Raw genomic sequence first — 24,918 nt, 5'->3', positions numbered from 1 at the left:
GCGATACGTATACCAATGCGATACACTTGCACATGATCAAGACGTTCAAACATCGTGGTCTGCAGCGACTCTTCGAGACGGGCTCCAAGGCAGGCATTCAGCCAGCACACGCTCCGAAGCTGTCTCGGCAGCTGCGTCAGCTGAATGATGCGTCCGGGCCTGAGGACATGGACCTGCCCGGCTGGAATTTGCACCCTCTGAAGGGCCAAAACCTGAATGGGCACTGGTCTGTATGGGTCAATGGAAACTGGCGACTGACGTTCACATTCGATGGTCAGGACGCCACTCTGGTGGACTATCAGGACTACCACTAGGAGAACATTATGCGTATGTACAACCCGCCACACCCCGGCGAGACGTTGCGTGAAGACGTTCTACCGGCTTTGGGGCTATCGGTGGCTGAAGCGGCACGCCAGCTCGGCGTGAGTCGCGTGGCCTTGTCTCGCGTGCTGCATGGGCGTGCGGGAATCTCGGTTGATCTGGCGCGTCGCCTGGAAGCATGGTTGCGTAAACCGGACGGGCGCGGGCCGAGCGCAGAGACGTGGCTGCGTGGCCAGGTCGCCTATGACCTGTGGCACGCCGAGCATTCCGGCCGTGATCTTCGGGTAGACCCAGTGCATGCGGCAGCGCAAGCCTGAAGCTTGATACTGGAGCCTTCGTATTGGCCTACTCGTCGACAGGGCCGCCAAACAGAATGGTTTGCTGATGGCAACTGGCGGAGAGGGTGGGATTCGAACCCACGGTACGGGGAAACCGTACGCCTGATTTCGAGTCAGGTACATTCGACCACTCTGCCACCTCTCCGGCACGACTGCGGTCAAGGCGCGCATCTTAGCATAGAATAAGCCCCACCCACCAACAGGACGCTTGCCATGCGCCGCAAGGCACAGGTTTCTCCGCCTGCGGACCGGGCGATCCCGGCCTACCAGCGCATCAAGGACTATGTGCTTGGACAGGTCCAACAGGGCGTCTGGACCGAGGGCGATCTGATTCCGACGGAGCTGGCGCTATGCCGGCACTTCAGCGTGTCGCGGATGACCGTGCACCGAGCATTGCGCGAACTCACGGCCGACCAGATCCTGGTACGGCACCAGGGCTCGGGGACATACGTCGCGCCGGCCAAGATCCCGTCCACACTGATCGAAATCCGCAGCATCGCGCAGGACGTCAGAGATCGCGGGCACCGACATTCCTGCCATGTGCTGCACCTGGAACGCACACAGGTCACCGCCAGTCAGGCGCAGCGATTTCATGTGCAGGTGGGGGCGCCGCTCTTTCATTCGGTCATTGTGCACTACGAAAACGCCGTGCCCATCCAGCTCGAGGACCGCGTGGTGGATGCGCAGCGCATGCCGGATTATCTGGACCAGGACTGGTCGGACACCACGCCCAACGAATACCTGATGCGGGCGGCCCCTGCCCCCAGCGGCTCGTACACGATCGAGGTCAAGCTGCCGCCCGGCGAAGTCGCCGCCCCGCTGGACATCCCAACGACGCAGCCCTGCCTGGTGCTGGACAGGATGACATTCTCCGGCGGCGCCTTCGCCTCGCAGGCCACGATGTGGTATCCGGGGAACCGCTACAAGCTGGCTGGTCTGCTCTAGAGTCCCATACGATCCGGTACAGACACCGGGTGTCCCCAGCTCAGCGAAATCGTCTCGTCTGGCCCGGACACTCTTTTGTTCCATAGTATTCTTACACGCCGGCCGAACAGCGAGGACTTACCCGAGTTTGACTGGACGGGCCCCCGCCGCAGCGCTGGCGTTCATTGACAGCACATTGCCGATGTATATACTTTTTCAGGGCCTTGAAAAGCGCCCATTTCGCCGCTGACACACACAATGATTGGTTCGGGCACGGCTGCTGCTGCGCCGGCACCAGGAGGAGCACACATCATGCGCATGACCCAGACGTTCAAATGGTTGCTGGCCAGTACCTGCCTAGCGGCCGCTTCGTTCAGCCTGCCGGCTCAGGCCGACCAACTGGCCGACGTCCACAAGGCCGGGGAACTGGTTATCGGCACCGAAATGCAATTCGCGCCGTTCGACTTTCTGAAGGACGGCAAGCAGGAAGGCTTCAACAAGGAATTCTTCGCCGAGGTCGGCAAGGCGCTGGGCGTGAAGATCCGCTTCATCGACCTGCCGTGGGCCAGCGTGCTCCCTGGCCTGGATGCCAACAAATTCGACTTCGTGGCCGGGCCGCTGAACGTCACCAAAGCACGCAAGGAACGCTATCACTTTACGCTGCCGATTGCCGACGGCACCGTGGCGCTGCTCAAGAGCGCCAAGAACAAGGCCTTCACCAAGCCCGAGGACATCGCCGGCAAGGTGATCGGCAGCCAGCGCGGCTCGGCCCAGCTCGAGCAGACCAAGACCTACGCCAGCACGTTGAAACCGGCACCGGAAGTCCGTGAATATGTGGACTTCAACCAAGCCTACGCGGATCTGGCCAACGGCCGCATTTTTGCCGTGGGCAACTCCATCACCAACATCGCAGTGGTCGCCAAGGAACGCCCCGACACATTCACGGTGGTCCAGCCCAGCATCGGCAAGAAGGTCTACTTTGCCTTCATGGGCCACAAGGGTGCGAACAGCGACTCGCTCATCAAGGCCATCGACAACGTGATCCTGGCAATGCACAAGGACGGCCGGCTGGCAACCCTGCAGAAGAAGTGGTTCGGCATGGAGATGGCCGTTCCGACGGCCGACTTCGTCCCCAACGTCTGACCGCCTGATCCCGCGAGCCGGCCACGTTCCGGCCGGCCGCGATATTCGAGGCGGGACGCGCACAGCCCTGACGTCGTGCGCGCAATCCCTCACGTTGCGCTTCAGTTCGCCTGATGTTTGACGCCCAGTCCTTCCTGCATGCCCTGCCCCTGCTGCTGCAAGCCGCGCAGATGACGGTGTTCGTCTCGGCGGTGGGCTTGCTGATCGGATTCCTGATCGCCATCGCCGTGGTCAGCGCCTGCCTGTCGCCCCGGCCGCCGCTACGTCGGCTAGGCAACTTCTACACATTCGTTTTCCGCGGTGTGCCGCTGCTGGTGCAGCTCATGCTGGCCTATTATTTCCTGCCCAGTCTGGGGATCAACGTATCCCCGACCGTCGCCGCCATCGCAGCTGTTTCACTGTGCGAAGGCGCCTATCTGGGCGAAATCCTGCGGGGCGGCTTCCTGGGGATCCCACGCGGGCAGATCGAGGCTACGCAGATGCTGGGCATCTCTCGGTTCGCCAGCCTGGTCCACATCGAGATCCCCCAGGCGATCAAGTTCACGGCGCCTTCGCTGGTCAACGAAATGATCCTGCTGGTCAAGGCATCATCGCTGATCTCGGTGGTCGGCGTGGCCGAAATCACCCGAACGGCACAGAACATTGCGGCCAGCACCTTCCGTCCGCTGGAAGCCTACGTCGCGGCGGGCCTGATGTACATGGTCGTCAACGGAATCCTGTCTGTCCTGGGCCACTACGCCGAGCGGCACTTCGAGAGGGCCTAGATGACGTCCAGCCTCTCTCTGATCCAGCAATACGGGCCACAGGTCCTGTCCGGATTCGGCATCACCATCGTGAGCTGGCTGGGTGCAGTCGTGCTGGGCATGGCGCTGGGGTTCCTGATCGCGGTCCTGCAGCTTTTTGCAGGACGCTGGGTGCGCGCGATCCTGCGTGTCTACATCGAAGTCCTGCGCACCACGCCCTTCCTGGTCCAGTTGTTCATACTCTACTATGGAGGGCCGAATTTCGGCCTGTCGCTGCAGGCGCTGGATGCCGGAATCATCGCGCTGGCCATCTATGGCAGCGCCTATTTCGCCGAAGTCTTCCGCTCGGGCTTCACATCGGTCCCGCGCGGCCATATCGAGGCCGCGCAATGCCTGGGCATGTCGCGCCTGACGACCATCTGGCGTGTGCAGCTTCCGCAGATGCTGGTCATCATCACCCCATCGCTGGTGAACCTGATCATCATTCTGAGCAAGGAAACCTCGGTCCTGTCCATCGTCACGGTGCCCGAGCTGACCGCCATCCTGACCCAGATCGGCTCCGAGCAGTTCGTCTATGTGCAGACCATGCTGATCCTGAGCGTCTGCTATCTGCTGCTCGTCGGCGTCACACAGAAACTGGGAAGCTGGGCCGAAGCCAGGGCCAGCCGATTCCTCCAGCATTGAAAGGACCGCACCATGACGTCCACGGCAACCCCACCTATCAGCCCCGATGCGCCGCTGATCGACATCCGAAACCTCAGCAAGCACTTCGGATCCAACCGGGTGCTGGACGGCATTTCCCTGGGGGTGCACCGCACGGAGGTCATCTGCATCATCGGCCCGTCGGGCTCTGGCAAGAGCACACTGCTGCGCGCCATTGCGTTCCTCGAAAAATACGACGCAGGCGAGATCTTCATCGAAGGCCAGCTTCTGGGGTATGTGAACCAGGACCAGGGGCGGCGCGACGCCACGACCGCCGAGATCAACCGTGTGCGCCAGCACGTGGGGATGGTGTTCCAGCACTTCAACCTGTGGCCCCACATGACGGCGCTGGGAAACGTGGCCGAAGCGCTGCTCCGCGTCAAGCGGTTGTCGCGCGACGAGGCCCGCCGCAAGGCGATGGCCATGCTGGACCGAGTCGGTCTGGCCGCCAAGGCGGATGCCTACCCGATCCGGCTGTCGGGCGGCCAGCAGCAGCGCGTCGCGATCGCGCGGGCCCTCGCCATGGAGCCGCACATCATGCTGTTCGACGAACCCACGTCCGCGCTGGACCCGGAACTCGTAGGCGAAGTGCTGCAGGTCATGAAAAACCTGGCGCACGATGGCATGACCATGATGGTCGTGACGCACGAAATGGGTTTTGCGGCGCAAGTGGCCGACCGGGTGATCTTCCTGGACCAGGGCAAGATCGCGGCCAGCGGCCCGCCCGCCGTCCTCTTCCGTGACGTGCAGCAGGAACGGTTGAAGCAGTTTCTGCAGAACTACCTGGACCGCAACGCGTTCTGGGAACGATGAAGGAGAACGGGATGTCCACATTGCAAACGCTAGCCAAGACGATCTCCAGTCTGGGGCCCGAGGACGACTTGTCACGCTATCTGCGAGACGAAAGCGGGCTGGAGGCCGAGGGCCTGCCCGCGCAGGTGCTGCGTCCGCGCACCACGGCCGAGGTCGCCGCCATCGTCCGGGCCTGCGGGTTGGAGAATCGGCGGATGACGATCCAGGGCGGCCGCACCGGCTTGGCGGGTGGTGCCGTCCCCGACCCCGGTGACGTGGTGCTGTCGCTCGAACTCATGGACCAGATCGAATCGCTGGACGCCTTCAGCGGCACCGTGACGGTGCAGGGCGGCGTGGTGCTGGAATCCCTGTGCCGGCAGGTGGAGGCCCAGGGCTGGTATTTCCCCATGGATTGCGGAGCGCGTGCCTCGTGCCAGATTGGCGGCAACATCGCCACCAACGCCGGCGGCAACCGGGTGCTGCGCTACGGCACCATGCGCGAACTGGTGCTCGGGCTTGAAGTCGTGCTGGCCGACGGCACGGTGCTCACCATGATGAACCAGGGCTTGAAGAACAACACGGGGCTGGACCTGAAGCACTTGTTCATCGGCACCGAAGGCACGCTGGGGATCGTGACCCGTGCAGTGCTGCGGCTGTTTCCCAAGCCGGCCGAGCGTCACAGCGCTCTGGTGGCGCTGGCGGACTTTCACCAATTGACGGATCTGCTGAAAGCCGCACGCGGCACGCTACCCACGCTGTCCTCGTTCGAGGTGATGTGGCGCGGTTACCTGCAGGCAGCTGCACGGGCCCTGAACTGCCAGGAACCTTTCGACGGCGCTTATCCGCTGTGTGTGCTGCTGGAGGTGGAGAGCGGCCGACCAGACGCCGGCGACGGCCAGGCGCTGCATCGTTTCCTGGAAGAACGCATCGCTGGCGGAGAAGCGCTGGATGCCATCCTGCCCCAGAGCCGGCAACAGGCCGCGCAGCTCTGGCGCCTGCGCGACGCGATTGGCGAGATCTTGTACGACATGCAGCCCTGCGTCGCCTTCGACGTGGGAATCCCGCTGCAGGCGCTGCCAGGTTTCATGGAGCGCGCCTGCGCGCGACTGGATGCGCGCTGGCCCGACGCCCGCCGACTGCTGTTCGGGCATCTGGGCGACGGCAACCTGCACCTGTCGACTGGACCGCACCCGCCAGCGGATCTGAGCGCAGTCGAATCGCTGGTATACGAAGAAGTCGAGCGCGTGGGCGGCAGCATTTCGGCCGAGCACGGCATCGGCCGCATCAAGAAGCCCTTCCTGCACCACAGCCGCTCGGCGCCGGAACTGGCGCTGATGCGGCAGATCCGGCATCTGCTGGATTCGCGCCAGCAACTGAATTGTGGTCGCGTCCTCGACCTCTGAGCCACCGGGGGCGGCCCAGCCCAGGCTTCTGGACACCAGCCCCCGCCCTAGCCCCCCGATCGCTGATCCGGGGGAACTTAGATGTATAGACATTTGATAAAGTCCACTATACATTTGTCCTATCCACCTTCCCGCTGATCAACCGCGCCCACACCGGCCACACGCCAGCGCCGACCAGCTCCCCTTCCAAGGAGCAGACCATGAGCCCCGCAGCTCCCTCCGATGACCCCCGCTACGACGCCACCCGCGAAATCCATGCACCCACCGGCGCGCAGCTCCACTGCCGCAACTGGACGATCGAAGCCGCCTACCGCATGATCCAGAACAACCTGGACCCGGCAGTCGCCGAAAATCCGAAGCACCTGGTGGTCTACGGCGGGATTGGCCGGGCCGCCCGCAACTGGGCCTGCTTCGACGCGATCCTCGAGAGCCTGCGCACGCTGGGCGAGGACGAGTCGCTGCTCATCCAGTCGGGCAAACCCGTCGGGATCTTCAAGACCCACCTGGACGCCCCGCGTGTGCTGATCGCCAATTCCAACCTGGTCCCCAAATGGGCGACCTGGGAAAAGTTCAATGAGCTGGACCGCGCCGGCCTGTTCATGTTCGGCCAGATGACCGCCGGGAGCTGGATCTACATCGGCACCCAGGGCATCGTGCAGGGCACCTACGAAACTTTCGCCGAAGCCGCCCGCCAGCATTTCGGCGGATCCATGCAGGGCCGCTGGATCCTGACAGCCGGGCTGGGCGGCATGGGTGGTGCCCAACCCCTGGCGGCCAGCTTCGCGGGCGCCTGCTCGCTGACTGTCGAATGCCAGCAGGATCACATCGATTTCCGCCTGCGCACCGGTTATCTGGACAAGCAGGCGGGCAGCCTGGACGAAGCGCTGGGCCTAATCCGGCAGCACACCCAGCAGCATGAAGCCGTCTCCATCGGACTGTTGGGCAATGCCGCCGACGTCATCCCCGAAATCGCCCGGCGCGCCCGGGCCGGCGGCCTGCGTCCCGACCTGGTCACCGATCAGACCTCGGCGCACGATCTCATCCACGGCTACTTGCCCGCTGGCTGGACGGTGGAACAATGGCAGGCCGCGCAAGACGATCCGGCACAGCACGAACGGCTGCGCACGGCGGCCGGCCAGTCCTGCGCCCGCCACGTACAGGCCATGCTGGACCTGCACGCGCTGGGTATCCCGGCCGTGGACTACGGCAACAACATCCGCCAGGCAGCACTCGATGCGGGCGTACGGAACGCCTTCGACTTTCCCGGCTTCGTCCCGGCCTACATCCGTCCGCTGTTCTGCCAGGGCAAGGGGCCGTTCCGCTGGGTGGCCCTGTCGGGCGACCCGCAAGACATCTACAAGACAGACCAGAAGCTGAAAGAGCTGTTTCCGCAGAACACTCACATGATCCGTTGGCTGGACATGGCGCGCGAGCGCATCGCATTCCAGGGACTGCCTGCCCGCATCTGCTGGTTGGGTCTGGGTGAACGCGACGTGGCGGGTCTGGCCTTCAACGAGATGGTGCGATCCGGCGAACTGAGAGCACCCATCGTTATTGGCCGCGATCACCTGGACACTGGCTCGGTCGCCAGCCCCAACCGCGAGACCGAGGCCATGCGCGACGGCACGGATGCGGTATCCGACTGGCCGCTGCTCAACGCGCTGCTGAACACGGCGGGCGGCGCAAGCTGGGTATCCTTCCACCACGGCGGCGGCGTAGGCATGGGCTACAGCCAGCACGCGGGCATGGTCATCGTGGCCGACGGCACGGATGCGGCCGCCCGCCGCCTCGCCCGGGTGCTGGTCAATGATTGTGGCAGCGGCGTGATGCGCCACGCGGACGCCGGCTACCCCGAGGCCATCGCCAAGGCCAAGGCCTATGGCCTGAATCTGCCAATGATTTCCCCGGCCTCGCGAGGGACCTGAGATGACGGACACGCTGATGCTGGAACCGGGGGCGGTCGACCTGCACCAGTTGCGCCGCATCTGGCGCGGCGAGGTCGCGCTGGCGCTGCCCGTGCAGGCGGAAGCCGCCATGGACGCCTCGGCAGCCATCGTGCAGGCTATCATCGCCCAGGGGGCGCCGGCCTATGGGATCAATACCGGCTTCGGCAAGCTCGCCAAGACCCGGATCGCCGACGAACAGCTCGAACAGCTGCAGCGCAACCTCATCCTGTCGCATTCGGTCGGCGTGGGCGAACCGCTGGAGCCGCGTATCGTGCGCCTGGTGATGGCACTGAAGATCGGCAGCCTGGCCCGCGGCTATTCCGGTATCCGGACACGGGTCGTCAAGGCGCTGCTGGGCCTCTTCAATGCCGGGCTCATCCCCCATATCCCCGAACAGGGCTCGGTCGGCGCTTCGGGTGATCTGGCGCCGCTATCGCACATGACACTGGCACTGATCGGAGAAGGCCGGATCCTGGCCCATGGCCAATGGCTGCCAGCAGCCCAGGCCCTGGCGCAGACGGGGCTCGCCCCCATCCACCTCGCTGCCAAGGAAGGGCTCGCTCTCATCAACGGCACCCAGGTATCCACAGCACTTGCGCTGCACGGGCTTTTCCTGGCCGAACACCTGTTCCACAGCGCTGTGCTTGCCGGTGCCATGAGCGTGGATGCTGCCAAGGGCAGCGATGCGCCCTTCGATCCGCGTGTGCACGAGATCCGTGGACAGCCCGGTCAAACCCGCGCGGCCCACATGTACCGCACCCTGCTGGCGGGCAGCACGATCCGCAAGTCCCACATCGTGGCGGACGACAAGGTACAGGATCCGTACAGCCTGCGCTGCCAGCCACAGGTGATGGGCGCCGCGCTGGATCTCATGGAGCAAGTCGCGCGTACCCTGCTCATCGAAGCCAACGCGGTGACCGACAACCCGCTGGTGTTTCCAGGCCAGGACGGCCTGCCGGACCAGGTGATCTCGGCCGGCAACTTCCACGCCGAGCCGGTGGCCTTTGCGGCCGATATCCTGGCCCTGGCCATCGCAGAAATCGGCGGTCTGTCCGAACGGCGCGTTGCGTTGCTGATCGACGCCAGCATCTCGGGCCTGCCTCCCTTCCTGGTCCCGGCTGCAGGGCTGAATTCCGGCTTCATGATCGCCCACGTCACAGCCGCAGCCCTGGCCTCGGAGAACAAGTCGCTGGCGCATCCGGCCAGCGTGGACAGTCTGCCCACATCCGCCAACCAGGAGGACCATGTGAGCATGGCGACCTTCGCCGCGCGCAGACTCGTGCCCATGGTCCGCAACACGGCTCACATCATCGGCATCGAGCTGATGTGCGCGGCCCAGGGGATCGACTTCCACGCGCCGCTGAAGACGTCGGCGCCGCTACAGGCCTTGCACCAGCAGATCCGCAAAGAAGTACCGTTCTATCGGCACGACCGGCTGCTCGCCCCGGACATCGAGACGCTGTACCACCACGTAATGGACGGCTCTTACACCGTGGACCAGCCTGAACTGCTCACACCCTGATCGGGCCGACTCAGGCGACCGCGCCGTGCACGATCTGGCCGTGCCGCACGACCAGACGGCAGCGCGGCAGCCCGGTCCAGTAGGCAAGCTCGGCCGGGCTGTCGACTTGCCAGGCCACAAAATCGGCCGGATGTCCCACTGCCAGGCGGGCGCTGACGCCTGCGGCGCCCAGAGCATCGGCTGCATGCCGGGTTACCCCGTCCAGGACCTCGCCCACCGTCATGCGGAACAGCGTGCAGGCCATGTTCATCATGAGCAGCAGCGATGTGCTGGGTGAGGTCCCGGGGTTGCAGTCGGTCGCCAGCGCCATCGGTACGCCATGGCGGCGCAGCAGATCGATCGGCGGCAGGCGCGTTTCACGCAGGAAGTAAAAGGCGCCGGGCAACAGCACGGCCACCATCCCCGCATCGCGCATGGCCTCCACGCCCGACTCATCCAGATATTCCAGATGATCAGCCGACAGGGCCCCATAGCGTGCGGCCAGCGCCGTGCCGCCCATCAGCGACAACTGCTCGGCATGCATCTTGACGGGTAGTCCACGCCGCGTGGCGGCCTGCAGCACGCGTTCGGACTGCGCCAGCGAGAACCCGATGCTCTCGCAGAACACATCCACCGCGTCGATCAGGCCTTCGTCATCCAGCACCGGCAGCAGGGTGTCGCACACCAGATCAATGTAATCGTCGGCACGGCCTGCATATTCCGGCGGCAGCGCATGCGCCCCCAGGAAGGTCGTGCGCACCGTCACGGGCCGGGCTTCTCCGAGGCGCCGGGCCACCCGTAGCATCTTGCGCTCCGTCGCCAGATCCAGTCCGTAGCCCGACTTGATCTCGATGGCTGTGACGCCTTCGGCGCGCAGGGCGTCGAGCCGACGCAAGGCCTGGGCAAACAAAACATCTTCGGACGCCTCCCGCGTGGCACGCACGCTGGAAACGATGCCGCCGCCACTTCGCGCAATCGCTTCATAGCTGGCGCCGGCCAGCCGCATGGCGAACTCGTCGGCGCGCTGGCCGCCGTGGACCAGGTGGGTATGACAATCGACCAACCCAGGCGTGACCAGCGCGCCCCGCAGGTCGTGTTCTTCCACCTCGGAAGCCAACCCAGCGGGCGCCTGTCCCGGCTCGCCCAGCCACACGATGCGGGCGCCATCGGTCAGCAGGTCGCTGGCAGCAATCTCACCCGACGTCCAGCCTGCCGGCACCAGGCGAAGGTTCTTCCACAGGATTGGACCAGCCGCCACGACGAGATCTCCGATCAGTCGGCCCGGATGGCTTCGAGGCCACCCATGTAAGGCCGCAGCACGTCCGGCACGACGATGCTGCCATCCGCCTGCTGGTAGTTTTCCAGGACTGCGACCATCGCACGTCCGACGGCAAGTCCGGACCCATTCAATGTGTGCACGAACTCCGGCTTGGCCTTGGGCCCCGCCGGGCGGAAGCGCGCCTGAAGCCGCCGCGCCTGGAAGTCCAGACAATTCGACACGGACGAGATTTCCCGCCAGGTGTTCTGCGCCGGCAGCCAGACTTCCAGATCAAAGGTCTTGGCCGAGCCAAAGCCCATGTCGCCGGTGCACAGCAGCACCACCCGGTAGGGCAGGCGCAGCGCCTGGAGCACATGTTCCGCATGTCCCACCATCTCGTCCAGCGCCTTCCAGGACTGGTCCGGATGCACGATCTGCACCATCTCGACCTTGTCGAACTGGTGCTGGCGGATCAGGCCGCGCAAGTCACGCCCGCCGCTGCCGGCCTCGGAGCGAAAACACGGCGTATGTGCCGTGAGCCGGATCGGCAGGTCCGCCACATCCACGATACGGTCGCGCACGGTTCCGGTCAGCGGGATCTCGGCCGTGGAAATCAGATAAAGCTCTTCGGTCTGCCCGTCGTCATCGGGCGTGCTGCCCTTGCCACCCCGGGTGACCCAGAACATGTCGTCCTTGAACTTGGGAAGCTGCCCGGTACCAAACAGCGTCTCGCTGTTCACGATGTACGGCGTATAGCATTCCTGGTAGCCATGCTCGCCAGTCTGCAGATCCAGCATGAACTGCGCCAGCGCCCGGTGCAGCCGGGCAATGGGGCCGCGCAGCATCATGAAGCGCGCACCGACCAGAACGCGCGCGGACTCGAAGTCCAGCCCGAACGGCTCGGCCAGGTCCACATGGTCCCGGGGCTGGAACGCCAAGGGCGCCGGATTGCCATTCGCGTCTGCCGCACCAGGCAGCCAGCGCCGGACTTCGATGTTGTCCGCTTCTGACAGGCCATCGGGCACACTGTCGTCGGGCAGATTGGGAATGGTCATGAGCCAGTCCCGCAGTTCCTGCTGCACGTTCGTCAGATCCCCTTCCAGCGCCTTGAGCTGCTCGGGGATGGCCTGGGACTCGGCCAGCAGGCTGGACGCGTCTTCTCCGCGCGACTTCAGTTGGCCGATCTGCTTGGCCAGCGCATTGCGGCGAGCCTGGAGTTCCTCGGTGCGTACCTGGACCGACTTGCGGCGGGTTTCCAGCGCGTGATAGCGATCCGCGTCGAAAACAAAGCCGCGACGGGCGAGCGTGCGAACCACCTGGTCCAGGTCCTTGCGCAGCAGATTCGTGTCTAGCATGGTGTCAAACGGAATAGGGAAATCAGGGAATCAAGGTCCGTATTGTATTAAATTCAGGGACCGACCCCCCATCTGGCGGCGCCGCGCAAGACCTGCGCCGTCATCCACAGCCTTCCATGCACGATCAGATCCACATCACCACCGCAAGCGAAATCCAGCCGCAACCCTGGAAGAACGGCGGCGGCATCACGCGCCAGCTCGCCATCCATCCGGAAGGCGCCAGCCTGAACGACTGCATCTGGCGGGTGAGCGCCGCCGAGATCAACGCACCGGGCCCGTTCTCGGTCTGGGACGGCTACGACCGCATCCTGATGGTGACCGATGGCGACGCCGTGCGCCTGATCCGGTCCGACACGGGAGCCGTCACACTGCTGGAACCCGGGTCAAGGCTGTACTTTGCGGGCGAAACCCCCTATGCCGCCGAGCTGCCGGGCGGCCCCGCACGGGACTTCAATCTGATGCTGCGGCGCAAGCAGGCTCACGGCTGCCTTGATCTGCGGCGCAGCGCCCAGGCAATCCCCCTGCGCCCCGGCGACACCATCCTGTATTGCACCCAGGGCCGGTTCCGCCTGGATTTCCCGCCCCGCATGGGCGGCCCACGCACGCTGGCGGCGGGCGACACACTGCACCTGACGCTGGACTACATCCCCGCCTTTCGGCTGGACATCCACCCCGAGACGGCCGACGCCTGCCTGGTCGATGCCCGCATCAACCTCTACCCCGGCGTCACCCAATGACGGTCATGAACCAGATCGCCCTGCTCCCGCGCGAACTGATCCACCATGGCATTGATGAACCCCAGCATGGCAGATTCCGCCCGCAGCGGCTGCCGCTGGGCACGCTCGATCAGATCGAGTCGGCGGCAAAGTGTAGGCTGCACGATTCTGCGCATCCGCAGGGTGCCTGAGCGCAATTCCGCCATCACGGTGCCGCGCGGCAGGATGCCAGCCGCCTCACCGTGCAGAATGATATTCTTCATCGTCGAGATGGAAGACGCCTCGTATGCCACGCTGAACACGCAAGCCAGCCGCCCTGCCTCGGCCTCGACCAGACGGCGGACGGGATCGCGGCCGTCGGCGAGTACCAGCGGATGCGACACGGCCTGCGCCAGCGTGATCTCCGCCGCGTTTTTGTCCTCGTCCTGTTGCCAGAAGGGGGACGAAGGCGCGGCGACGAACACCAATTCTTCCTGGAGCAGCGCCGTGCTGCGCAGCCCCGACTTGTTGCCGACCTCGTAGGCGAGCGCCAGATCCACATCCGCCCGCACCACCGCATCGGCCAGAACGTAGCTCATTTCCTCGACCAGGCTGATGTGCACCGTGGGAACCGCATCGCGTGCCTGCACCAGCAGGCCGCTGCCCAAGACATTCGCGATGCCGGGTGTCACGCCCAGGATCAGGCTTTCCTGACGACCGCCACCCAGCGCCATGATCTCGTGGCGCAGAGATTCCATATCCTGCAGGATAGGCAGCGCCCGACGGTAGAGAAGATCCCCCGTCGGCGTCGTGCGGACTCCCCGCGAATGGCGCTGCAACAGATCGACGCCAAGCTCTGCTTCCAGCAGACGCACCTGGGAGCCCAGGGCGGGCTGCGCCACGTACAGTTCGTTGGCGGCCCGCGTGATGCTGCCGGCCTCGACGATGCGGACGAAATATCGAAGCTGTCGCAGATTGATGCCGGCCCCCTGAATGAAGCGAATCGGAACATGCAGCCACGTGCCGCCTCATGGAGACGTGAGGTCACTATAGCATGAGCCATACAAAATACTTTGAGCAGAGGAAGAAAAGCCGTTCTGGACGCACACCCCACCCGTTCTTAAGATGAATCTCATTCTGCGATGCCTCAGGACGATTTCATGCCAGTCACAACGACACCCGACTCTGCACCTTCCCTACCGCCAGTCCTGCCCAAACATCGGCAACTGTTCTACGGCGGAGAGTGGCACGAGGCCGAGCGCGGCGCCACCTGGGAACTCACCAGTAGGACCAGCTCAAGCGCTTCATGGCGGCATATCGTGAGACCGTCGACTGGATGTACACCGGGGATGCGCCGCTGAAGGCCTTCGCCAAATTCAACAAAACGGATCTCGCCACCGCCCGCAAGGTGCGCGACGAGTTCTTCCCCAAGAGCCTCATCGACCCCGACAAGATGATCGGTCTGGATCTGCTGAACAAGGACGGGATCGCCTTCAAGGCGCTCAGCCAGCCACTGACGCAACAGCAATTCGACACACTGATCCAGATCCCTCCCCGTCAATAAACCCCAGGAGCCCCAAGCCATGCCCAATCTGAAACTGTCCTTTGCCATCGGGGACTATGACCGCAACCGCGCCATCATTGATGGTCGTGCCCTGGTCGACGGCGTCGACCCGGTCGTCATGAAGCTTTCGCCCGAAGAGATCTTCTTCCGGGCCATGCGCCACGAAGCTTTCGACGTCTGCGAGCTGTCCCTGAGCAGTTTCACCTTGCGCGTGGCGCGGGGCGACAACCCCTATGTCGGCATCCCGGTGTTCCTGTCCCGGGCCTTCCGCCACGGCTCCATCATCGTCCGCAAGGACAGCGGGATCCAGGCGCCCGCCGATCTGGCCGGCAAACGGGTCGGCACCCCTGAATGGCAGCTCACGGCCAACGTGTGGACCCGCGCCTTCCTGCAGGACGACTTCAACGTGCAATCCCGAGACATCCACTGGCTGCGAGGCGGCGTGGAGGAACCTGGTCGCGTGGAAAAGCTGAAGACCAGCCTGCCAGACGGCGTCGTGATGGAAGACATCCCGGCCGGCCGGACGCTGGGCGACATGCTGGACCGGGGCGACATCGACGCTTACATCGGTCCCCGAGCACCGCTCTGCTTCACCACGGACAACCCCCGGCTGCGCTGGCTGTTCGATGATCCCACGAAGGCCGCGCTGGACTATTACCAGCGCACGAAGATATTCCCCATCATGCACCTGCTGGGCGTGCGCCGCAGCCTGGCCGAGGCCCACCCATGGCTGCCGGTCGCGCTGCAAAAAGCCTTCAACCAGTCGAAGGCGCTGGCGCTGGAGGCGCTGGCCGATACCTCGGCAACCAAGGTCACGCTGCCCTTCGTGGACGAGCAGCTGCGGCTGGCCCAGACACACATGGGCCTCGACTTCTGGACCTACGGCGCCCACGAGAATCAGCATGTTCTGGAATACTTCCTGGCGCACCACCACGCCCAGGGCATCTCCAACCGCCTGGTGGGTATTTCCGAGCTTTTCCACCCCGCCACGCTGGAAACCTACCGGATCTGACGGCCGCCGTCGGGCGAGCGGCACATCCCGGACGACCGCTCAGTCGTCCGCCGCGTCTTCGTCCAGCTTGCGCAGCTGTGCGAGCTTCTCGGCGATCTTTGCCTCCAGACCCCGCGGCGTGGGGCGATACCAGCCCGGCTCTTCCATTCCGTCGGGCAGGTACGTTTCCCCGGCTGCATAGCCGCCTGGCTCGTCATGGGCGTACCGGTAATCATGCCCGTAACCCAGCTCCTTCATGAGCTTGGTGGGCGCATTGCGCAGGTGAATGGGCACCTCGCGGCTCTTGTCCTGCCGGATGAACGCCCGAGCCCGGTTGTACGCCAGGTAGCCCGCGTTGCTCTTGGCGGCGACCGCCAGATAAATCACCGCCTGACTCAACGCCAGTTCACCCTCGGGGGACCCTAGCCGCTCGTAGGTTTCCGCTGCCTCATTGGCAATCTGGATCGCCCGGGGATCGGCCAAGCCGATGTCTTCCCAGGACATACGCACGATGCGCCGCGCCAGATAGCGCGGATCGGCACCGCCGTCGAGCATGCGGCACAGCCAGTACAGCGCCGCATCGGGGTGCGAGCCCCGCACCGATTTGTGCAGAGCCGAGATCTGGTCGTAGAAGTTGTCACCGCCCTTGTCAAAACGGCGGCTGTTGAGCGTCAGCGCATTCTGGACGAAGGCCGCATCCACCCGGGTAACGCCGGCCGCACCAGCCGCCGTGCAGCACTGCTCCAACAGGTTCAAGAACCGCCGTGCGTCACCGTCGGCATAACCGATGAGCGTATCCACCGCCAGATCGTCAAATTCCAGATCGCCCAGCGCCTGCGCACGCGCCCGTACCAGAAGCTGGCGCAAGTCCTCGTCGGTCAGCGGCTCCAGCACATAGACCTGAGCCCGCGAAAGCAGCGCCGAGTTGACCTCGAACGACGGGTTTTCCGTCGTGGCGCCCACCAGCGTGACCAGGCCGCTTTCTGCGTACGGCAGCAGCGCATCCTGCTGAGATTTGTTGAAGCGGTGGATCTCGTCCACGAACAGGATGGTCTGGCGGCCTTCGGTCTGATGCTGCTGGGCCTGCTCCATCGCCGCCCGAATGTCCTTGACCCCCGAGAACACAGCCGACAAGGCGATGAACTCGCAGTCGAAGGCATCAGCCATCAGCCGCGCGAGCGTGGTCTTGCCGACGCCCGGCGGCCCCCAGAAGATCATGGAATGCGGCTTGCCGGCCTCGAATGCCAGACGCAGCGGCTTGCCCTCGCCCAGAAGCTGCGGCTGCCCCACGACGTCCGCAAGCGTCCTGGGCCGCAAAAGCTCCGCGAGCGGCGCGCTCAGCACGGGCCCCGGCGCGCCGCCGGGTCGACCCGATGCAGGGCTTCGACGATGGTGAGCCGGCTGCGGACCCGTTGACGGCGGAGGCTCCATGCCCGGCAGGTTATCCTGGGAGCTCATTTACCCATCTTGACCAGCGCCGCTCCCTTGGGCACGGTGAACTGGAACTGATCCGCCGCAATGGTTGGATCGGTCTTCATCTGGCTGAGCACGATGCGCGTGGTCTGGCCAAAGGCATCCAGCAGCTCAAGCCGCACCGGCAGGCCGGCCGAAAAACCAATGTCCACATGGGAAAAGCCCGCACCGGCATCCTTGGGCGTGGCACGCAACCACTGCAACCCGTCCCGATCGGGCTGGTCCTGCAACGTGAAGGCATCGCTCAGCGATCCGGAGCCAAACAGCAGCGCGGCCGGGGAGGCGCCCACGGCCTGGCTGGCGTTGCGCTCGGTCACCTGATCCAGATCGGGGTCATACTGGTACACATGCCGGCCATCGGACACGATGAGCTGGACGTAAGGCTTGGTCACCTGCCAGCGGAACTTGCCAGGCCGCTGGAAGGCGAAAGTGCCACTTTGAGAACGCTGTGCACCGCCGCCATCACCCGCGCGATCCTGCTGGAATTGCCCAGTGGCCGACCGGACCTTGTCCACGAAGGACTGGAGCTGCGCACTGGCTGTGGCCGCAACCGACGGCAGCGGCGTCATCAGCAGTGCCGCCGCAGCCAGCGCCAGCGCACCCAGCACGCGGCGTCCCCGTACAGCACCACCACAGAGTGACCGTTCGTTTACGCGTATCCGCAAGGTTTCCATCAAGGGTCGTTCCTGAAAAATCTGTCTGAAAGAGAACACCGGCCACAGCCACAGCCACCGCCAGGCCGCATCATTCATCCTCTGCCACACCGCTGGCCGGTGCCAGAATCTCGCGATTGCCATTGGGCTGCATGGCCGACACCAGGCCAGAACGTTCCATCTGCTCCAGCAAACGCGCTGCGCGGTTGTAGCCAACCCGCAAATGCCGCTGCACCGAGGATATCGACGCCCGGCGGTTGCGCAGGACGATCTCGACCGCCTGATCGTACAGCGGGTCGGATTCGTGGTCGGTGAAACCAGTGACCGAACCCACGCCGTCCCCGGTTTCTCCCGAGCCCGTGCCTTCCAGCACACCATCGATGTAATCGGGTTCGCCCTCTGCCCTCAGGGCATCGACCACCCGGTGGACCTCTTCGTCGTGCACGAAAGCCCCGTGCACCCGGGTCGGCACATTGGCGCCCGGCGGCTGGAACAGCATGTCGCCCTGTCCCAGCAGCGCCTCAGCGCCCATCTGATCCAGGATCGTGCGTGAATCGACCTTCGAGGACACCTGGAACGCGATGCGCGTCGGGATGTTCGCCTTGATGAGGCCCGTGATCACATCCACGCTGGGGCGCTGGGTCGCCAGAATCAGATGAATCCCGGCCGCACGCGCCTTTTGAGCGAGTCGCGCGATGAGTTCCTCGACCTTCTTGCCCACCACCATCATCAAGTCGGCCAGCTCGTCGATGATCACCACGATCATGGGCATCGTGCCCAGCGGCTCCGGCGCATCCGGTGTGAGCGAGAATGGATTGGGAACGGGTTCCTCGCGCTTCTGCGCCTCGCGGATCTTGGCGTTGTAGCCTGCCAGGTTGCGCACCCCCAGCTTGCTCATGAGCTTGTAGCGCTTTTCCATTTCCGCCACGCACCAGTTCAGAGCGTTGGCCGCGTGGCGCATGTCCGTCACGACCGGCGCGAGCAAATGCGGGATTCCCTCGTAGACAGACATCTCCAGCATCTTGGGATCGATCAGGATCAGACGCACCTGGCTGGCGTCCGCCTTATAGAGCAGGGACAGGATCATGGCATTGATCCCGACGGACTTGCCCGAACCGGTCGTTCCGGCCACCAGCAGATGCGGCATCTTGCCCAGATCCGCGACCACGGGATTGCCGGCGATGTCCTTGCCCAGGGCCATGGTCAACATGGAATTGCTGGCGTGGTAGACCTGGGAGCCCAGAATCTCCGACAGGCGCACCATCTGGCGGCGGGGATTAGGAAGCTCCAGCCCCATCAGGTTCTTCCCGGGGATGGTCTCCACCACCCGGATCCGGACCAAGCTCAGCGCCCGCGCCAGATCCTTGGCCAGATTGACGATCTGGCTGCCCTTCACCCCGGTCGCCGGCTCGATCTCATAGCGCGTGATCACTGGCCCGGCCTGCGCTGCCACGACGGTGACGATGACACCGAAGTCCGACAGCTTCTTTTCAATCAGGCGCGAGGTGAATTCGATCGTCTCGGGAGAGACGGTTTCCTGGGTCTGCTCCACCGGATCCAGCAGCGATAGCGGCGGCAGGCGCCCCGCCATGTCGGGATCCTCGCGGGTGGTAAACAGCGTCTGCTGCTTTTCCTGTTGCACACGAGGCGATTTGGGGACCGTGGTGACGGAAGGCTCGATACGCACTGGCTGCTCGTGCACAAACTGCGGCTGGCGGGTCTCGACCAGCTCCTGGCGTTCGGCCTGGGCCGTAACCCCCACCCGCCGATCCAGCCAGGCATTTTTCAGGTCCATGACCCGGCGGATTCCACGCTCCAGCCCAAGCCCGACCCGTTCCGAAACGTTCAGCCAGGAAAACCCGAAAAACAGGCTGGATCCCATGACGATGAAGGCCAGCAGCAGCAACGTGCTGCCGGCTGAACCCATCAGTTCCGCCAGGCTGCTGGCCAGCAGCCGACCCAACTGCCCGCCCGCACCCGCCGGCAGCGCCGCGCCCCAGACCTTCAGGCGCAAGGCCTCGATGCCCATGCAACCCAGGAACATCAGCGCGAAGCCGATGCCGACCTCCCAGGGGACCCTGGGAAGAATCTCGGGAACCTTGGCCGGGAGTACCACGCGCGTCAGCCGGTAGAATCCTGCGGCCACACGACGACCCAGCCAGAGCACCCAGAGCCAGGCCGATGCGCCAAACAGGTACAGCAGCAGATCCGCCACATAGGCGCCAAAGGTGCCACCCCAGTTCAGGGTGATCCCGCTGTAGATGGAGTGCGACCACCCGGGATCGGATTTATGCCAGGTAGCGAGTACCAGAACCAGCCAGGCGGCGACTGCCGCCATCAGGATCCAGCGGGCTTCACGCAACAGGCCTGAGAGCCGCGCCTGCAGGGGCGACGGGCCGTTGCGCACATTGCGCGAGGAGCGGGACGAGGGAGCCGGAATTCTTGCCATCGCATCATTATAATTGCGGGGTCATTGATGAATGGATTTTCTGTGATGTCTACCGCAAAACACGCGAAAGTGATGATACTGGGCTCCGGACCGGCCGGATACACGGCGGCCGTCTATGCCGCGCGGGCCAACCTGTCCCCTGTCCTGATCACCGGGCTGGAACAGGGCGGCCAGCTCATGACCACCACCGAAGTCGACAACTGGCCGGCCGACGTGGCGGGCGTCCAGGGGCCGGATCTGATGCAGCGGTTCCTGGAACACGCGCAACGCTTCAATACGGACATCGTGTTCGATACCATCGCCAAGGTCGACCTGTCGGTGCGGCCATTCGTGCTGACCGGGGACACGGGCGAGACCTATACCTGCGATTCGCTCATCATCGCGACCGGCGCCTCCGCGCAATACCTGGGGCTGCCTTCGGAACAGGACTTCATGGGTCGTGGGGTCTCTGGCTGCGCCACCTGTGACGGCTTTTTCTACAAGAACCAGGATGTCGTCGTAGTGGGCGGCGGCAACACGGCCGTCGAAGAAGCCCTGTATCTGTCGAACATCTGCAAGACCGTGACCCTGATCCACCGTCGGGACAAGTTCCGCGCCGAACCCATCCTGGTCGACAAACTGATGGAAAAGGTGGAGCACGGCAACATGCGCCTGAAGCTGTTCTCCGAACTGCAGGAAGTCCTGGGCGACGGCTCTGGGGTAACCGGCGTGCGGCTGCGGAACAACCAGACCAATGCGACGGAAGACCTGGCTGTGACGGGCGCCTTCATCGCGATCGGCCACAAGCCCAACACGGCCATCTTCCAGGGCCAGATCGACATGAAGGACGGTTATATCATCACCCACGGAGGTCTGCAGGGAATGGCCACCATGACCTCGGTACCCGGCGTATTTGCAGCGGGCGACGTACAGGATCACGTCTACCGCCAGGCCATCACCAGCGCCGGGACCGGCTGCATGGCCGCCCTGGACGCACAGCGCTGGCTGGAGAATGAAGGCCACTAAATCCACGCTCTCGGACCTGCGGCGGCTGCGCGCGCAATCGGTGGACGGCACCCCGCCGGTTGCGCCCGTAGCCCCCAGGAAGCCGGATCCCGAAACTCCCGCCACCCCCCCTGCAGCCACCGCGCTCGCACCGGATGACCTGGCACTGTTCCGGCAGGCCATGCGGTTCGTACAACCGCTGGCCCATCACGGACGCCGCGCGCGCCGGAACACCAGACGAGACCCCGATGGCTTGCTGCGCGAGCGGCGAGTCCACGCACAGGGCGAAGAGGCACAACGCGAACCCACGCCTGTACGCAGCCGGCGCAGGCCACCGGCCGCACCGGATCCGGAAGCCCACGAGTTCCTGCAAGCGGGCTGCGGGACCGATCTGCTGCGCGGGCTGAGACGCGGTAAATGGCTGCCGGAGGCCGTCCTGGACCTACACGGCAGCACGGAAGACCAGGCACACGAACGGCTGGATCGCTTCGTGGCCACCTGCGTGGAGCACGATATCCGCTGCGTGTGCATCATCCACGGAAAGGGCATCGGGTCACGGCACGGCACGCCTGTCCTGAAAACCGCCGTGCGGCTGCATCTGTGCCGTTTACAAGCCGTACAGGCCTGGGTGCAATGCGCCGAGCCGGACGGCGGAGCCGGCGCCGTGGCTGTTTTGCTTCGCCTTCCACCAGGGCCCGGCACCCCATGAGTTGGCTGTACCTGAGCATTGCCATCGTCACAGAGGGCATCGCCATCGGCGCACATTGAAAATCGGAAAATGGAAGGGGCCGATGACTTTTGCCATCGGCCCCACCAGATTCTCTTTTTTATGGGTACTGCCACAAATGATAGCGCCGTCTTTGTGCGCCAATGCCCAAGCAGGGCTGTCTCCTCACCTGCATGAGACGATTATGCCTGCCAGGCATTTGAATATCACTTAGGGAAGTCCCTAGAACAACTTCCGCCTGCCATTGGCCGACGACGCGTCTGCCGCCAGGCAGTCATTCATCGAATGAAAACTCCTTTCCAATCATCTCATCAGGGATCTTTGCATGGTGCCCATCGCAATAAGGGGCGTTTTCGGTCTGCTTGCACCGGCACAACCAGGCCTCGCCGTCCTTTTCCGCCCGGAAAGCCAGCGGCGTAAAGCTCGTGACCCGGTGCGAGCCATCACAGAACGGCTGATTCTTCGAGCGACCACAGCGACACCAGTGATATTCTTCACCGGCTTTCAATTGAACGCCGATGGGTTTATTGAAGGCGACGACAGGTTTCATCAAAAACTCCTTGGAATAGGACTGGCCCGAATATGGCCCAGGCCATAAAAACCATTGTAGGAACCTGGATAAAATCCGCAATGCTGGATGACACCAAGGACTTCCCGGGCCTTCAGCCGCAGCCCACCCGGTTGCCCGGCCCCCCGGACGGGGGGCGGCACGCCCGATCGCAAGCGGTCACCACCAGACGCTGTAAGATCAGCGCATTGCCTCAAGTATCGTACGACCGCCATGCCTCTCACCGAACCGGTCAGTTCGCTGCGCCACTACGACGGACAGGCGCATGTTCATACCCACGACCATGCGCAGATCATGATGCCACTGGCCGGACGCATGGAACTGGAAATCAACGGACACTCCCTGTTTACGGACCCATCCTGCGGCATGGTCATCCCGGCGGGCGCCCGGCATGCTTACGAGGCGCGGCCAGGCACCTGTATCCTGGTAATTGATGCGCCAGAATCAGCGGGTCTGGAGCGGCTGCGCCGCTTCGCCATCACCTCGGCCTGCCGCTCAATGGATACGCAAAGCGACGCCCGCCAGCAACTGTCCCTGCTGCTGAATCTGCCCACCGTGCAGGCTTCGCGACGCGGGCTGGACCTGGCCCGCCTGGATGCGGCGCTGATCCAGTCACTGCACGAATCCTGGACCACCCCCCGAATGGCTGAGCTTTTTCATCTCAGCCCACAACGCTTCCACATCCGTCTACATGAATTGACCGGCTGTACACCGGGCGACTATCTGCGCGCCCTGCGCCTGAAGCACGCCGCTACCTTCCTGGCGCGTGGCATTTCGCTGGAAATCGCTGCCGCGCGTGTCGGCTACCGATCGGGGAGCGCCCTGGCCTATGCCCTGCGGCGCGACCAGGGCACCAGTGCCCGAGCCTTGCGACAGTCATCCCACTGAGACACCCTCTGCAAAGACAGCAGGGGCCGCCAGCAGTCGCACCCTGCGCCAAGCGCGCGCGTTTCTCGATAGTTGCCCGGCCGGCAGGCTGCCATCATGGCTGCATGAGCACTCTGCCAAAGCCGTCTTCTCTCTCCTCGACGATTCCAGGCACACCCCTACGGGGTGTGCTGCTGGTGCTGGGCGCCGGCGTCCTCTGGGGGACTACTGGTACGACCTAAAGCTTCTCTCCCGCCACACTGTCGCCCTATTGGGTAGGCGCACTGCGCCTGCTGATAGCCTCCGTATTCTTTCTCGCTTATGCGTACCTGCACCTGGGAGCCACCAGGGTTCTCCGCGAACTCGCGGACCTGAGCTGGAAACAGACCATCTGGGCCGGGGCCTGCATAGCCGGCTACAACCTGACGTTCTTCGCTGGCGTGAAAGCGACGGGAGTCGCCGTCGGCACCGCACTGGCGCTGGGCAGCGGACCGATCTGGGCCGGGTTGCTGCAGATGGCAGTCGGTACGCGCCCGGCAGCTGGCTGGTGGCTGGGGACGCTGCTTGCTGTCGCAGGTGGCGTGCTGCTGGTCTTCGGGCGAGGGGGAGACGTACAGACGGACCCGCTCGGCATCGCGCTGTGTCTTGCGGCAGGTCTGTCCTACGCACTGTACGCACTGATCAACAAGCAGCTCATCCACCGATCCGCGCCCGCCATCACGACTCTAGGCGTCTTCTTCGTGGGTGCGGTGCTTGCCTTGCCGGCGGCAGCGTTACAAGCCGGGCCCCTACAAACCACAGCTTCCGGCTGGTTGGTGGCGGGCTTTCTGGGCATCGCAGCCACCGGCATCCCCTACCTGCTGTTCAGCACAGGCCTGCGCAGCATCAGCGCCGCCAGCGGCGTGTCACTGGCCCTGATGGAACCCGTGACGGCCTTTCTGCTGGCCATCCTGATTGTGGGAGAACGGCCGGGCGCCCTGGCCTATGCCGGACTCGCCGCGCTGCTGGCGGGACTGGCCATCGTCATCCGGTCGGAGACCCACGCGGCGTAGCCGGACTGCATCCACGCTACGCAGGTGATTTCACCAGCAACACCGGGCATGCAGACAGCGACAACACACGCCCCGCCACCGATCCGATCACGGCGTCCATCAGCATCCCACGACCTTGCGCACCCATGACGATCATGCGTGCGTTGATCTTCTTGGCATACTCGACGATCTGCTGGGGGGCAAACCCCACCAGAGCGTGCGATTCGAAGGGGACACCTGCGTCCCTGAGAACCTGAGTGGTGGGATCAAGAACCCTGGCGGCCTCCTCGGCATACCACCCGTCGATCGATGCCTTGTCGACGAATCGCGTCACGTGCGCCGGAAGCACCGGAGAGACATGCAGGACGTGTACTTTTGCACCCTCGGTCAACAAACCCTGGGTGATGAACTTCGCAGCCGCGAGGCTATAGCTCGAACCATCTGTTGCCAAAACGATGTCAGACATAATCCACCTGGATGTTTGAAGGGA

At 64.3% G+C, this 24,918-nt stretch carries 25 protein-coding genes and 1 tRNA gene; 17 read left to right on the top strand and 9 right to left on the bottom strand.

Annotated features, from left to right (window positions below; translation table 11 throughout):
* Nucleotides 1-32 precede the first annotated feature (32 nt).
* Nucleotides 33-314, top strand: a complete 282-nt coding sequence (locus tag EPN31_RS05265; protein ID WP_291770533.1) for a type II toxin-antitoxin system RelE/ParE family toxin — start codon at nt 33-35, stop codon at nt 312-314.
* Between the two features lie 6 nt (nt 315-320).
* Nucleotides 321-638: a HigA family addiction module antitoxin gene (locus EPN31_RS05260; protein ID WP_291770597.1), complete on the top strand. Its 318-nt coding sequence runs from the start codon at nt 321-323 to the stop codon at nt 636-638.
* A 75-nt stretch (nt 639-713) separates the two neighbouring features.
* Here EPN31_RS05260 and EPN31_RS05255 read toward each other — a convergent pair.
* Nucleotides 714-804, bottom strand: a tRNA-Ser gene (locus EPN31_RS05255).
* A gap of 68 nt (nt 805-872) precedes the next feature.
* On the opposite strand from EPN31_RS05255, the gene hutC reads away from it, so the two are divergent.
* From hutC to hutH, 8 genes are all read left to right on the top strand, one after another.
* Nucleotides 873-1,604: a histidine utilization repressor gene (gene hutC / locus EPN31_RS05250; protein ID WP_291770531.1), complete on the top strand. Its 732-nt coding sequence runs from the start codon at nt 873-875 to the stop codon at nt 1,602-1,604.
* Nucleotides 1,605-1,895: 291 nt separating this feature from the next.
* A complete protein-coding gene (locus EPN31_RS05245) occupies nt 1,896-2,726 on the top strand; it encodes a transporter substrate-binding domain-containing protein (protein WP_291770529.1) in 831 nt (276 codons plus the stop codon).
* Between the two features lie 113 nt (nt 2,727-2,839).
* Nucleotides 2,840-3,490 carry an amino acid ABC transporter permease gene (locus EPN31_RS05240; protein WP_291770527.1) on the top strand — a complete coding sequence of 217 codons (651 nt, stop codon included), beginning with the start codon at nt 2,840-2,842 and terminating at the stop codon, nt 3,488-3,490.
* The gene (locus EPN31_RS05235; RefSeq protein WP_291770525.1) at nt 3,491-4,153 is read left to right on the top strand and encodes an amino acid ABC transporter permease; all 663 of its coding nucleotides are present in this window, start codon (nt 3,491-3,493) and stop codon (nt 4,151-4,153) included.
* A gap of 12 nt (nt 4,154-4,165) precedes the next feature.
* Entirely contained in the window at nt 4,166-4,984 is an 819-nt protein-coding gene (locus EPN31_RS05230) for an amino acid ABC transporter ATP-binding protein (RefSeq protein WP_291770523.1), read from the top strand.
* 11 nt (nt 4,985-4,995) lie between these two features.
* Entirely contained in the window at nt 4,996-6,366 is a 1,371-nt protein-coding gene (locus EPN31_RS05225; RefSeq protein WP_291770521.1) for an FAD-binding oxidoreductase, read from the top strand.
* Between the two features lie 200 nt (nt 6,367-6,566).
* A complete protein-coding gene (gene hutU / locus EPN31_RS05220; RefSeq protein ID WP_291770519.1) occupies nt 6,567-8,291 on the top strand; it encodes a urocanate hydratase in 1,725 nt (574 codons plus the stop codon).
* A gap of 1 nt (nt 8,292) precedes the next feature.
* Complete coding sequence (gene hutH / locus EPN31_RS05215; RefSeq protein WP_291770517.1) at nt 8,293-9,834, top strand: histidine ammonia-lyase; 1,542 nt, start codon at nt 8,293-8,295, stop codon at nt 9,832-9,834.
* Nucleotides 9,835-9,844: 10 nt separating this feature from the next.
* On the opposite strand, the gene hutI is transcribed toward hutH, so the two are convergent.
* Together hutI and serS are read right to left on the bottom strand one after the other, a co-directional pair.
* Nucleotides 9,845-11,032, bottom strand: a complete 1,188-nt coding sequence (gene hutI / locus EPN31_RS05210; protein WP_291770596.1) for an imidazolonepropionase — start codon at nt 11,030-11,032, stop codon at nt 9,845-9,847.
* A 53-nt stretch (nt 11,033-11,085) separates the two neighbouring features.
* On the bottom strand, nt 11,086-12,426 hold the full coding sequence (gene serS, locus EPN31_RS05205) for a serine--tRNA ligase (protein ID WP_291770515.1): 1,341 nt from the start codon (nt 12,424-12,426) through the stop codon (nt 11,086-11,088).
* 116 nt (nt 12,427-12,542) lie between these two features.
* Here serS and EPN31_RS05200 point away from each other — a divergent pair, with 116 nt between their 5' ends.
* The gene (locus EPN31_RS05200) at nt 12,543-13,163 is read left to right on the top strand and encodes a HutD family protein (protein WP_291770513.1); all 621 of its coding nucleotides are present in this window, start codon (nt 12,543-12,545) and stop codon (nt 13,161-13,163) included.
* Here the strand turns inward: EPN31_RS05200 and EPN31_RS05195 are convergent.
* Nucleotides 13,142-14,095, bottom strand: coding sequence for a LysR substrate-binding domain-containing protein (locus EPN31_RS05195; protein ID WP_291770595.1), 954 nt, complete (start codon nt 14,093-14,095; stop codon nt 13,142-13,144). The two genes, EPN31_RS05200 and EPN31_RS05195, sit on opposite strands and share 22 nt — an antisense overlap.
* Before the next feature lie 332 nt (nt 14,096-14,427).
* On the opposite strand from EPN31_RS05195, the gene EPN31_RS05190 reads away from it, so the two are divergent.
* Both EPN31_RS05190 and EPN31_RS05185 read left to right on the top strand, forming a co-directional pair.
* Entirely contained in the window at nt 14,428-14,685 is a 258-nt protein-coding gene (locus tag EPN31_RS05190) for a hypothetical protein (RefSeq protein ID WP_291770511.1), read from the top strand.
* Nucleotides 14,686-14,704: 19 nt separating this feature from the next.
* On the top strand, nt 14,705-15,697 hold the full coding sequence (locus EPN31_RS05185) for an ABC transporter substrate-binding protein (protein ID WP_291770509.1): 993 nt from the start codon (nt 14,705-14,707) through the stop codon (nt 15,695-15,697).
* 39 nt (nt 15,698-15,736) lie between these two features.
* Here the strand turns inward: EPN31_RS05185 and EPN31_RS05180 are convergent, their stop codons facing one another.
* From EPN31_RS05180 to EPN31_RS05170, 3 genes are all read right to left on the bottom strand, one after another.
* A complete protein-coding gene (locus tag EPN31_RS05180) occupies nt 15,737-17,134 on the bottom strand; it encodes a replication-associated recombination protein A (protein WP_291770507.1) in 1,398 nt (465 codons plus the stop codon).
* Nucleotides 17,131-17,823 (bottom strand): outer membrane lipoprotein chaperone LolA, encoded by a 693-nt coding sequence (lolA, locus tag EPN31_RS05175; RefSeq protein ID WP_291770594.1) that lies wholly within the window; start codon nt 17,821-17,823, stop codon nt 17,131-17,133. The genes EPN31_RS05180 and lolA overlap by 4 nt, the downstream gene beginning before the upstream one ends.
* Nucleotides 17,824-17,893: 70 nt before the next feature.
* Nucleotides 17,894-20,251, bottom strand: a complete 2,358-nt coding sequence (locus EPN31_RS05170; RefSeq protein WP_291770505.1) for a DNA translocase FtsK — start codon at nt 20,249-20,251, stop codon at nt 17,894-17,896.
* Nucleotides 20,252-20,296: 45 nt separating this feature from the next.
* Here EPN31_RS05170 and trxB point away from each other — a divergent pair, with 45 nt between their 5' ends.
* On the top strand, nt 20,297-21,256 hold the full coding sequence (gene trxB / locus EPN31_RS05165; RefSeq protein WP_291770503.1) for a thioredoxin-disulfide reductase: 960 nt from the start codon (nt 20,297-20,299) through the stop codon (nt 21,254-21,256).
* The gene (locus EPN31_RS05160; protein ID WP_291770501.1) at nt 21,243-21,944 is read left to right on the top strand and encodes a Smr/MutS family protein; all 702 of its coding nucleotides are present in this window, start codon (nt 21,243-21,245) and stop codon (nt 21,942-21,944) included. The genes trxB and EPN31_RS05160 overlap by 14 nt, the downstream gene beginning before the upstream one ends.
* Nucleotides 21,945-22,236: 292 nt before the next feature.
* On the opposite strand, the gene EPN31_RS05155 is transcribed toward EPN31_RS05160, so the two are convergent.
* Nucleotides 22,237-22,512, bottom strand: coding sequence for a CDGSH iron-sulfur domain-containing protein (locus tag EPN31_RS05155; protein ID WP_291770499.1), 276 nt, complete (start codon nt 22,510-22,512; stop codon nt 22,237-22,239).
* 231 nt (nt 22,513-22,743) lie between these two features.
* Between EPN31_RS05155 and EPN31_RS05150 the strand changes: the two genes are divergently transcribed.
* Nucleotides 22,744-23,418: a helix-turn-helix domain-containing protein gene (locus EPN31_RS05150; protein WP_291770473.1), complete on the top strand. Its 675-nt coding sequence runs from the start codon at nt 22,744-22,746 to the stop codon at nt 23,416-23,418.
* A gap of 419 nt (nt 23,419-23,837) precedes the next feature.
* A complete protein-coding gene (locus EPN31_RS05145; protein WP_367188295.1) occupies nt 23,838-24,449 on the top strand; it encodes a DMT family transporter in 612 nt (203 codons plus the stop codon).
* A 16-nt stretch (nt 24,450-24,465) separates the two neighbouring features.
* Here EPN31_RS05145 and EPN31_RS05140 read toward each other — a convergent pair whose 3' ends face one another.
* Nucleotides 24,466-24,894 carry a universal stress protein gene (locus tag EPN31_RS05140; RefSeq protein ID WP_291770472.1) on the bottom strand — a complete coding sequence of 143 codons (429 nt, stop codon included), beginning with the start codon at nt 24,892-24,894 and terminating at the stop codon, nt 24,466-24,468.
* Between the last annotated feature and the right edge of the window lie 24 nt (nt 24,895-24,918).

The organism is Castellaniella sp., from assembly GCF_004321985.1.
Lineage (GTDB): Bacteria > Pseudomonadota > Gammaproteobacteria > Burkholderiales > Burkholderiaceae_B > Castellaniella.
Note: the sequence above shows the minus strand (reverse complement) of the source record. Positions and strands in the feature narration are given on the sequence as shown.

What these genes read in the sequence shown, in the direction of transcription:
- EPN31_RS05265 (WP_291770533.1), top strand. Translation starts at nt 33, where the DNA reads ATGATCAAGACGTTCAAACATCGTGGTCTGCAGCGACTCTTCGAGACG.
- hutC (WP_291770531.1), top strand. Translation starts at nt 873, where the DNA reads ATGCGCCGCAAGGCACAGGTTTCTCCGCCTGCGGACCGGGCGATCCCG.
- EPN31_RS05245 (WP_291770529.1), top strand. Translation starts at nt 1,896, where the DNA reads ATGCGCATGACCCAGACGTTCAAATGGTTGCTGGCCAGTACCTGCCTA.
- EPN31_RS05240 (WP_291770527.1), top strand. Translation starts at nt 2,840, where the DNA reads ATGTTTGACGCCCAGTCCTTCCTGCATGCCCTGCCCCTGCTGCTGCAA.
- EPN31_RS05235 (WP_291770525.1), top strand. Translation starts at nt 3,491, where the DNA reads ATGACGTCCAGCCTCTCTCTGATCCAGCAATACGGGCCACAGGTCCTG.
- EPN31_RS05230 (WP_291770523.1), top strand. Translation starts at nt 4,166, where the DNA reads ATGACGTCCACGGCAACCCCACCTATCAGCCCCGATGCGCCGCTGATC.
- EPN31_RS05225 (WP_291770521.1), top strand. Translation starts at nt 4,996, where the DNA reads ATGTCCACATTGCAAACGCTAGCCAAGACGATCTCCAGTCTGGGGCCC.
- hutU (WP_291770519.1), top strand. Translation starts at nt 6,567, where the DNA reads ATGAGCCCCGCAGCTCCCTCCGATGACCCCCGCTACGACGCCACCCGC.
- hutH (WP_291770517.1), top strand. Translation starts at nt 8,293, where the DNA reads ATGACGGACACGCTGATGCTGGAACCGGGGGCGGTCGACCTGCACCAG.
- serS (WP_291770515.1), bottom strand. Translation starts at nt 12,426, where the DNA reads ATGCTAGACACGAATCTGCTGCGCAAGGACCTGGACCAGGTGGTTCGC.
- EPN31_RS05200 (WP_291770513.1), top strand. Translation starts at nt 12,543, where the DNA reads ATGCACGATCAGATCCACATCACCACCGCAAGCGAAATCCAGCCGCAA.
- EPN31_RS05190 (WP_291770511.1), top strand. Translation starts at nt 14,428, where the DNA reads ATGGCGGCATATCGTGAGACCGTCGACTGGATGTACACCGGGGATGCG.
- EPN31_RS05185 (WP_291770509.1), top strand. Translation starts at nt 14,705, where the DNA reads ATGCCCAATCTGAAACTGTCCTTTGCCATCGGGGACTATGACCGCAAC.
- EPN31_RS05180 (WP_291770507.1), bottom strand. Translation starts at nt 17,134, where the DNA reads ATGAGCTCCCAGGATAACCTGCCGGGCATGGAGCCTCCGCCGTCAACG.
- lolA (WP_291770594.1), bottom strand. Translation starts at nt 17,823, where the DNA reads ATGGAAACCTTGCGGATACGCGTAAACGAACGGTCACTCTGTGGTGGT.
- EPN31_RS05170 (WP_291770505.1), bottom strand. Translation starts at nt 20,251, where the DNA reads ATGGCAAGAATTCCGGCTCCCTCGTCCCGCTCCTCGCGCAATGTGCGC.
- trxB (WP_291770503.1), top strand. Translation starts at nt 20,297, where the DNA reads ATGTCTACCGCAAAACACGCGAAAGTGATGATACTGGGCTCCGGACCG.
- EPN31_RS05160 (WP_291770501.1), top strand. Translation starts at nt 21,243, where the DNA reads ATGAAGGCCACTAAATCCACGCTCTCGGACCTGCGGCGGCTGCGCGCG.
- EPN31_RS05155 (WP_291770499.1), bottom strand. Translation starts at nt 22,512, where the DNA reads ATGAAACCTGTCGTCGCCTTCAATAAACCCATCGGCGTTCAATTGAAA.
- EPN31_RS05150 (WP_291770473.1), top strand. Translation starts at nt 22,744, where the DNA reads ATGCCTCTCACCGAACCGGTCAGTTCGCTGCGCCACTACGACGGACAG.
- EPN31_RS05140 (WP_291770472.1), bottom strand. Translation starts at nt 24,894, where the DNA reads ATGTCTGACATCGTTTTGGCAACAGATGGTTCGAGCTATAGCCTCGCG.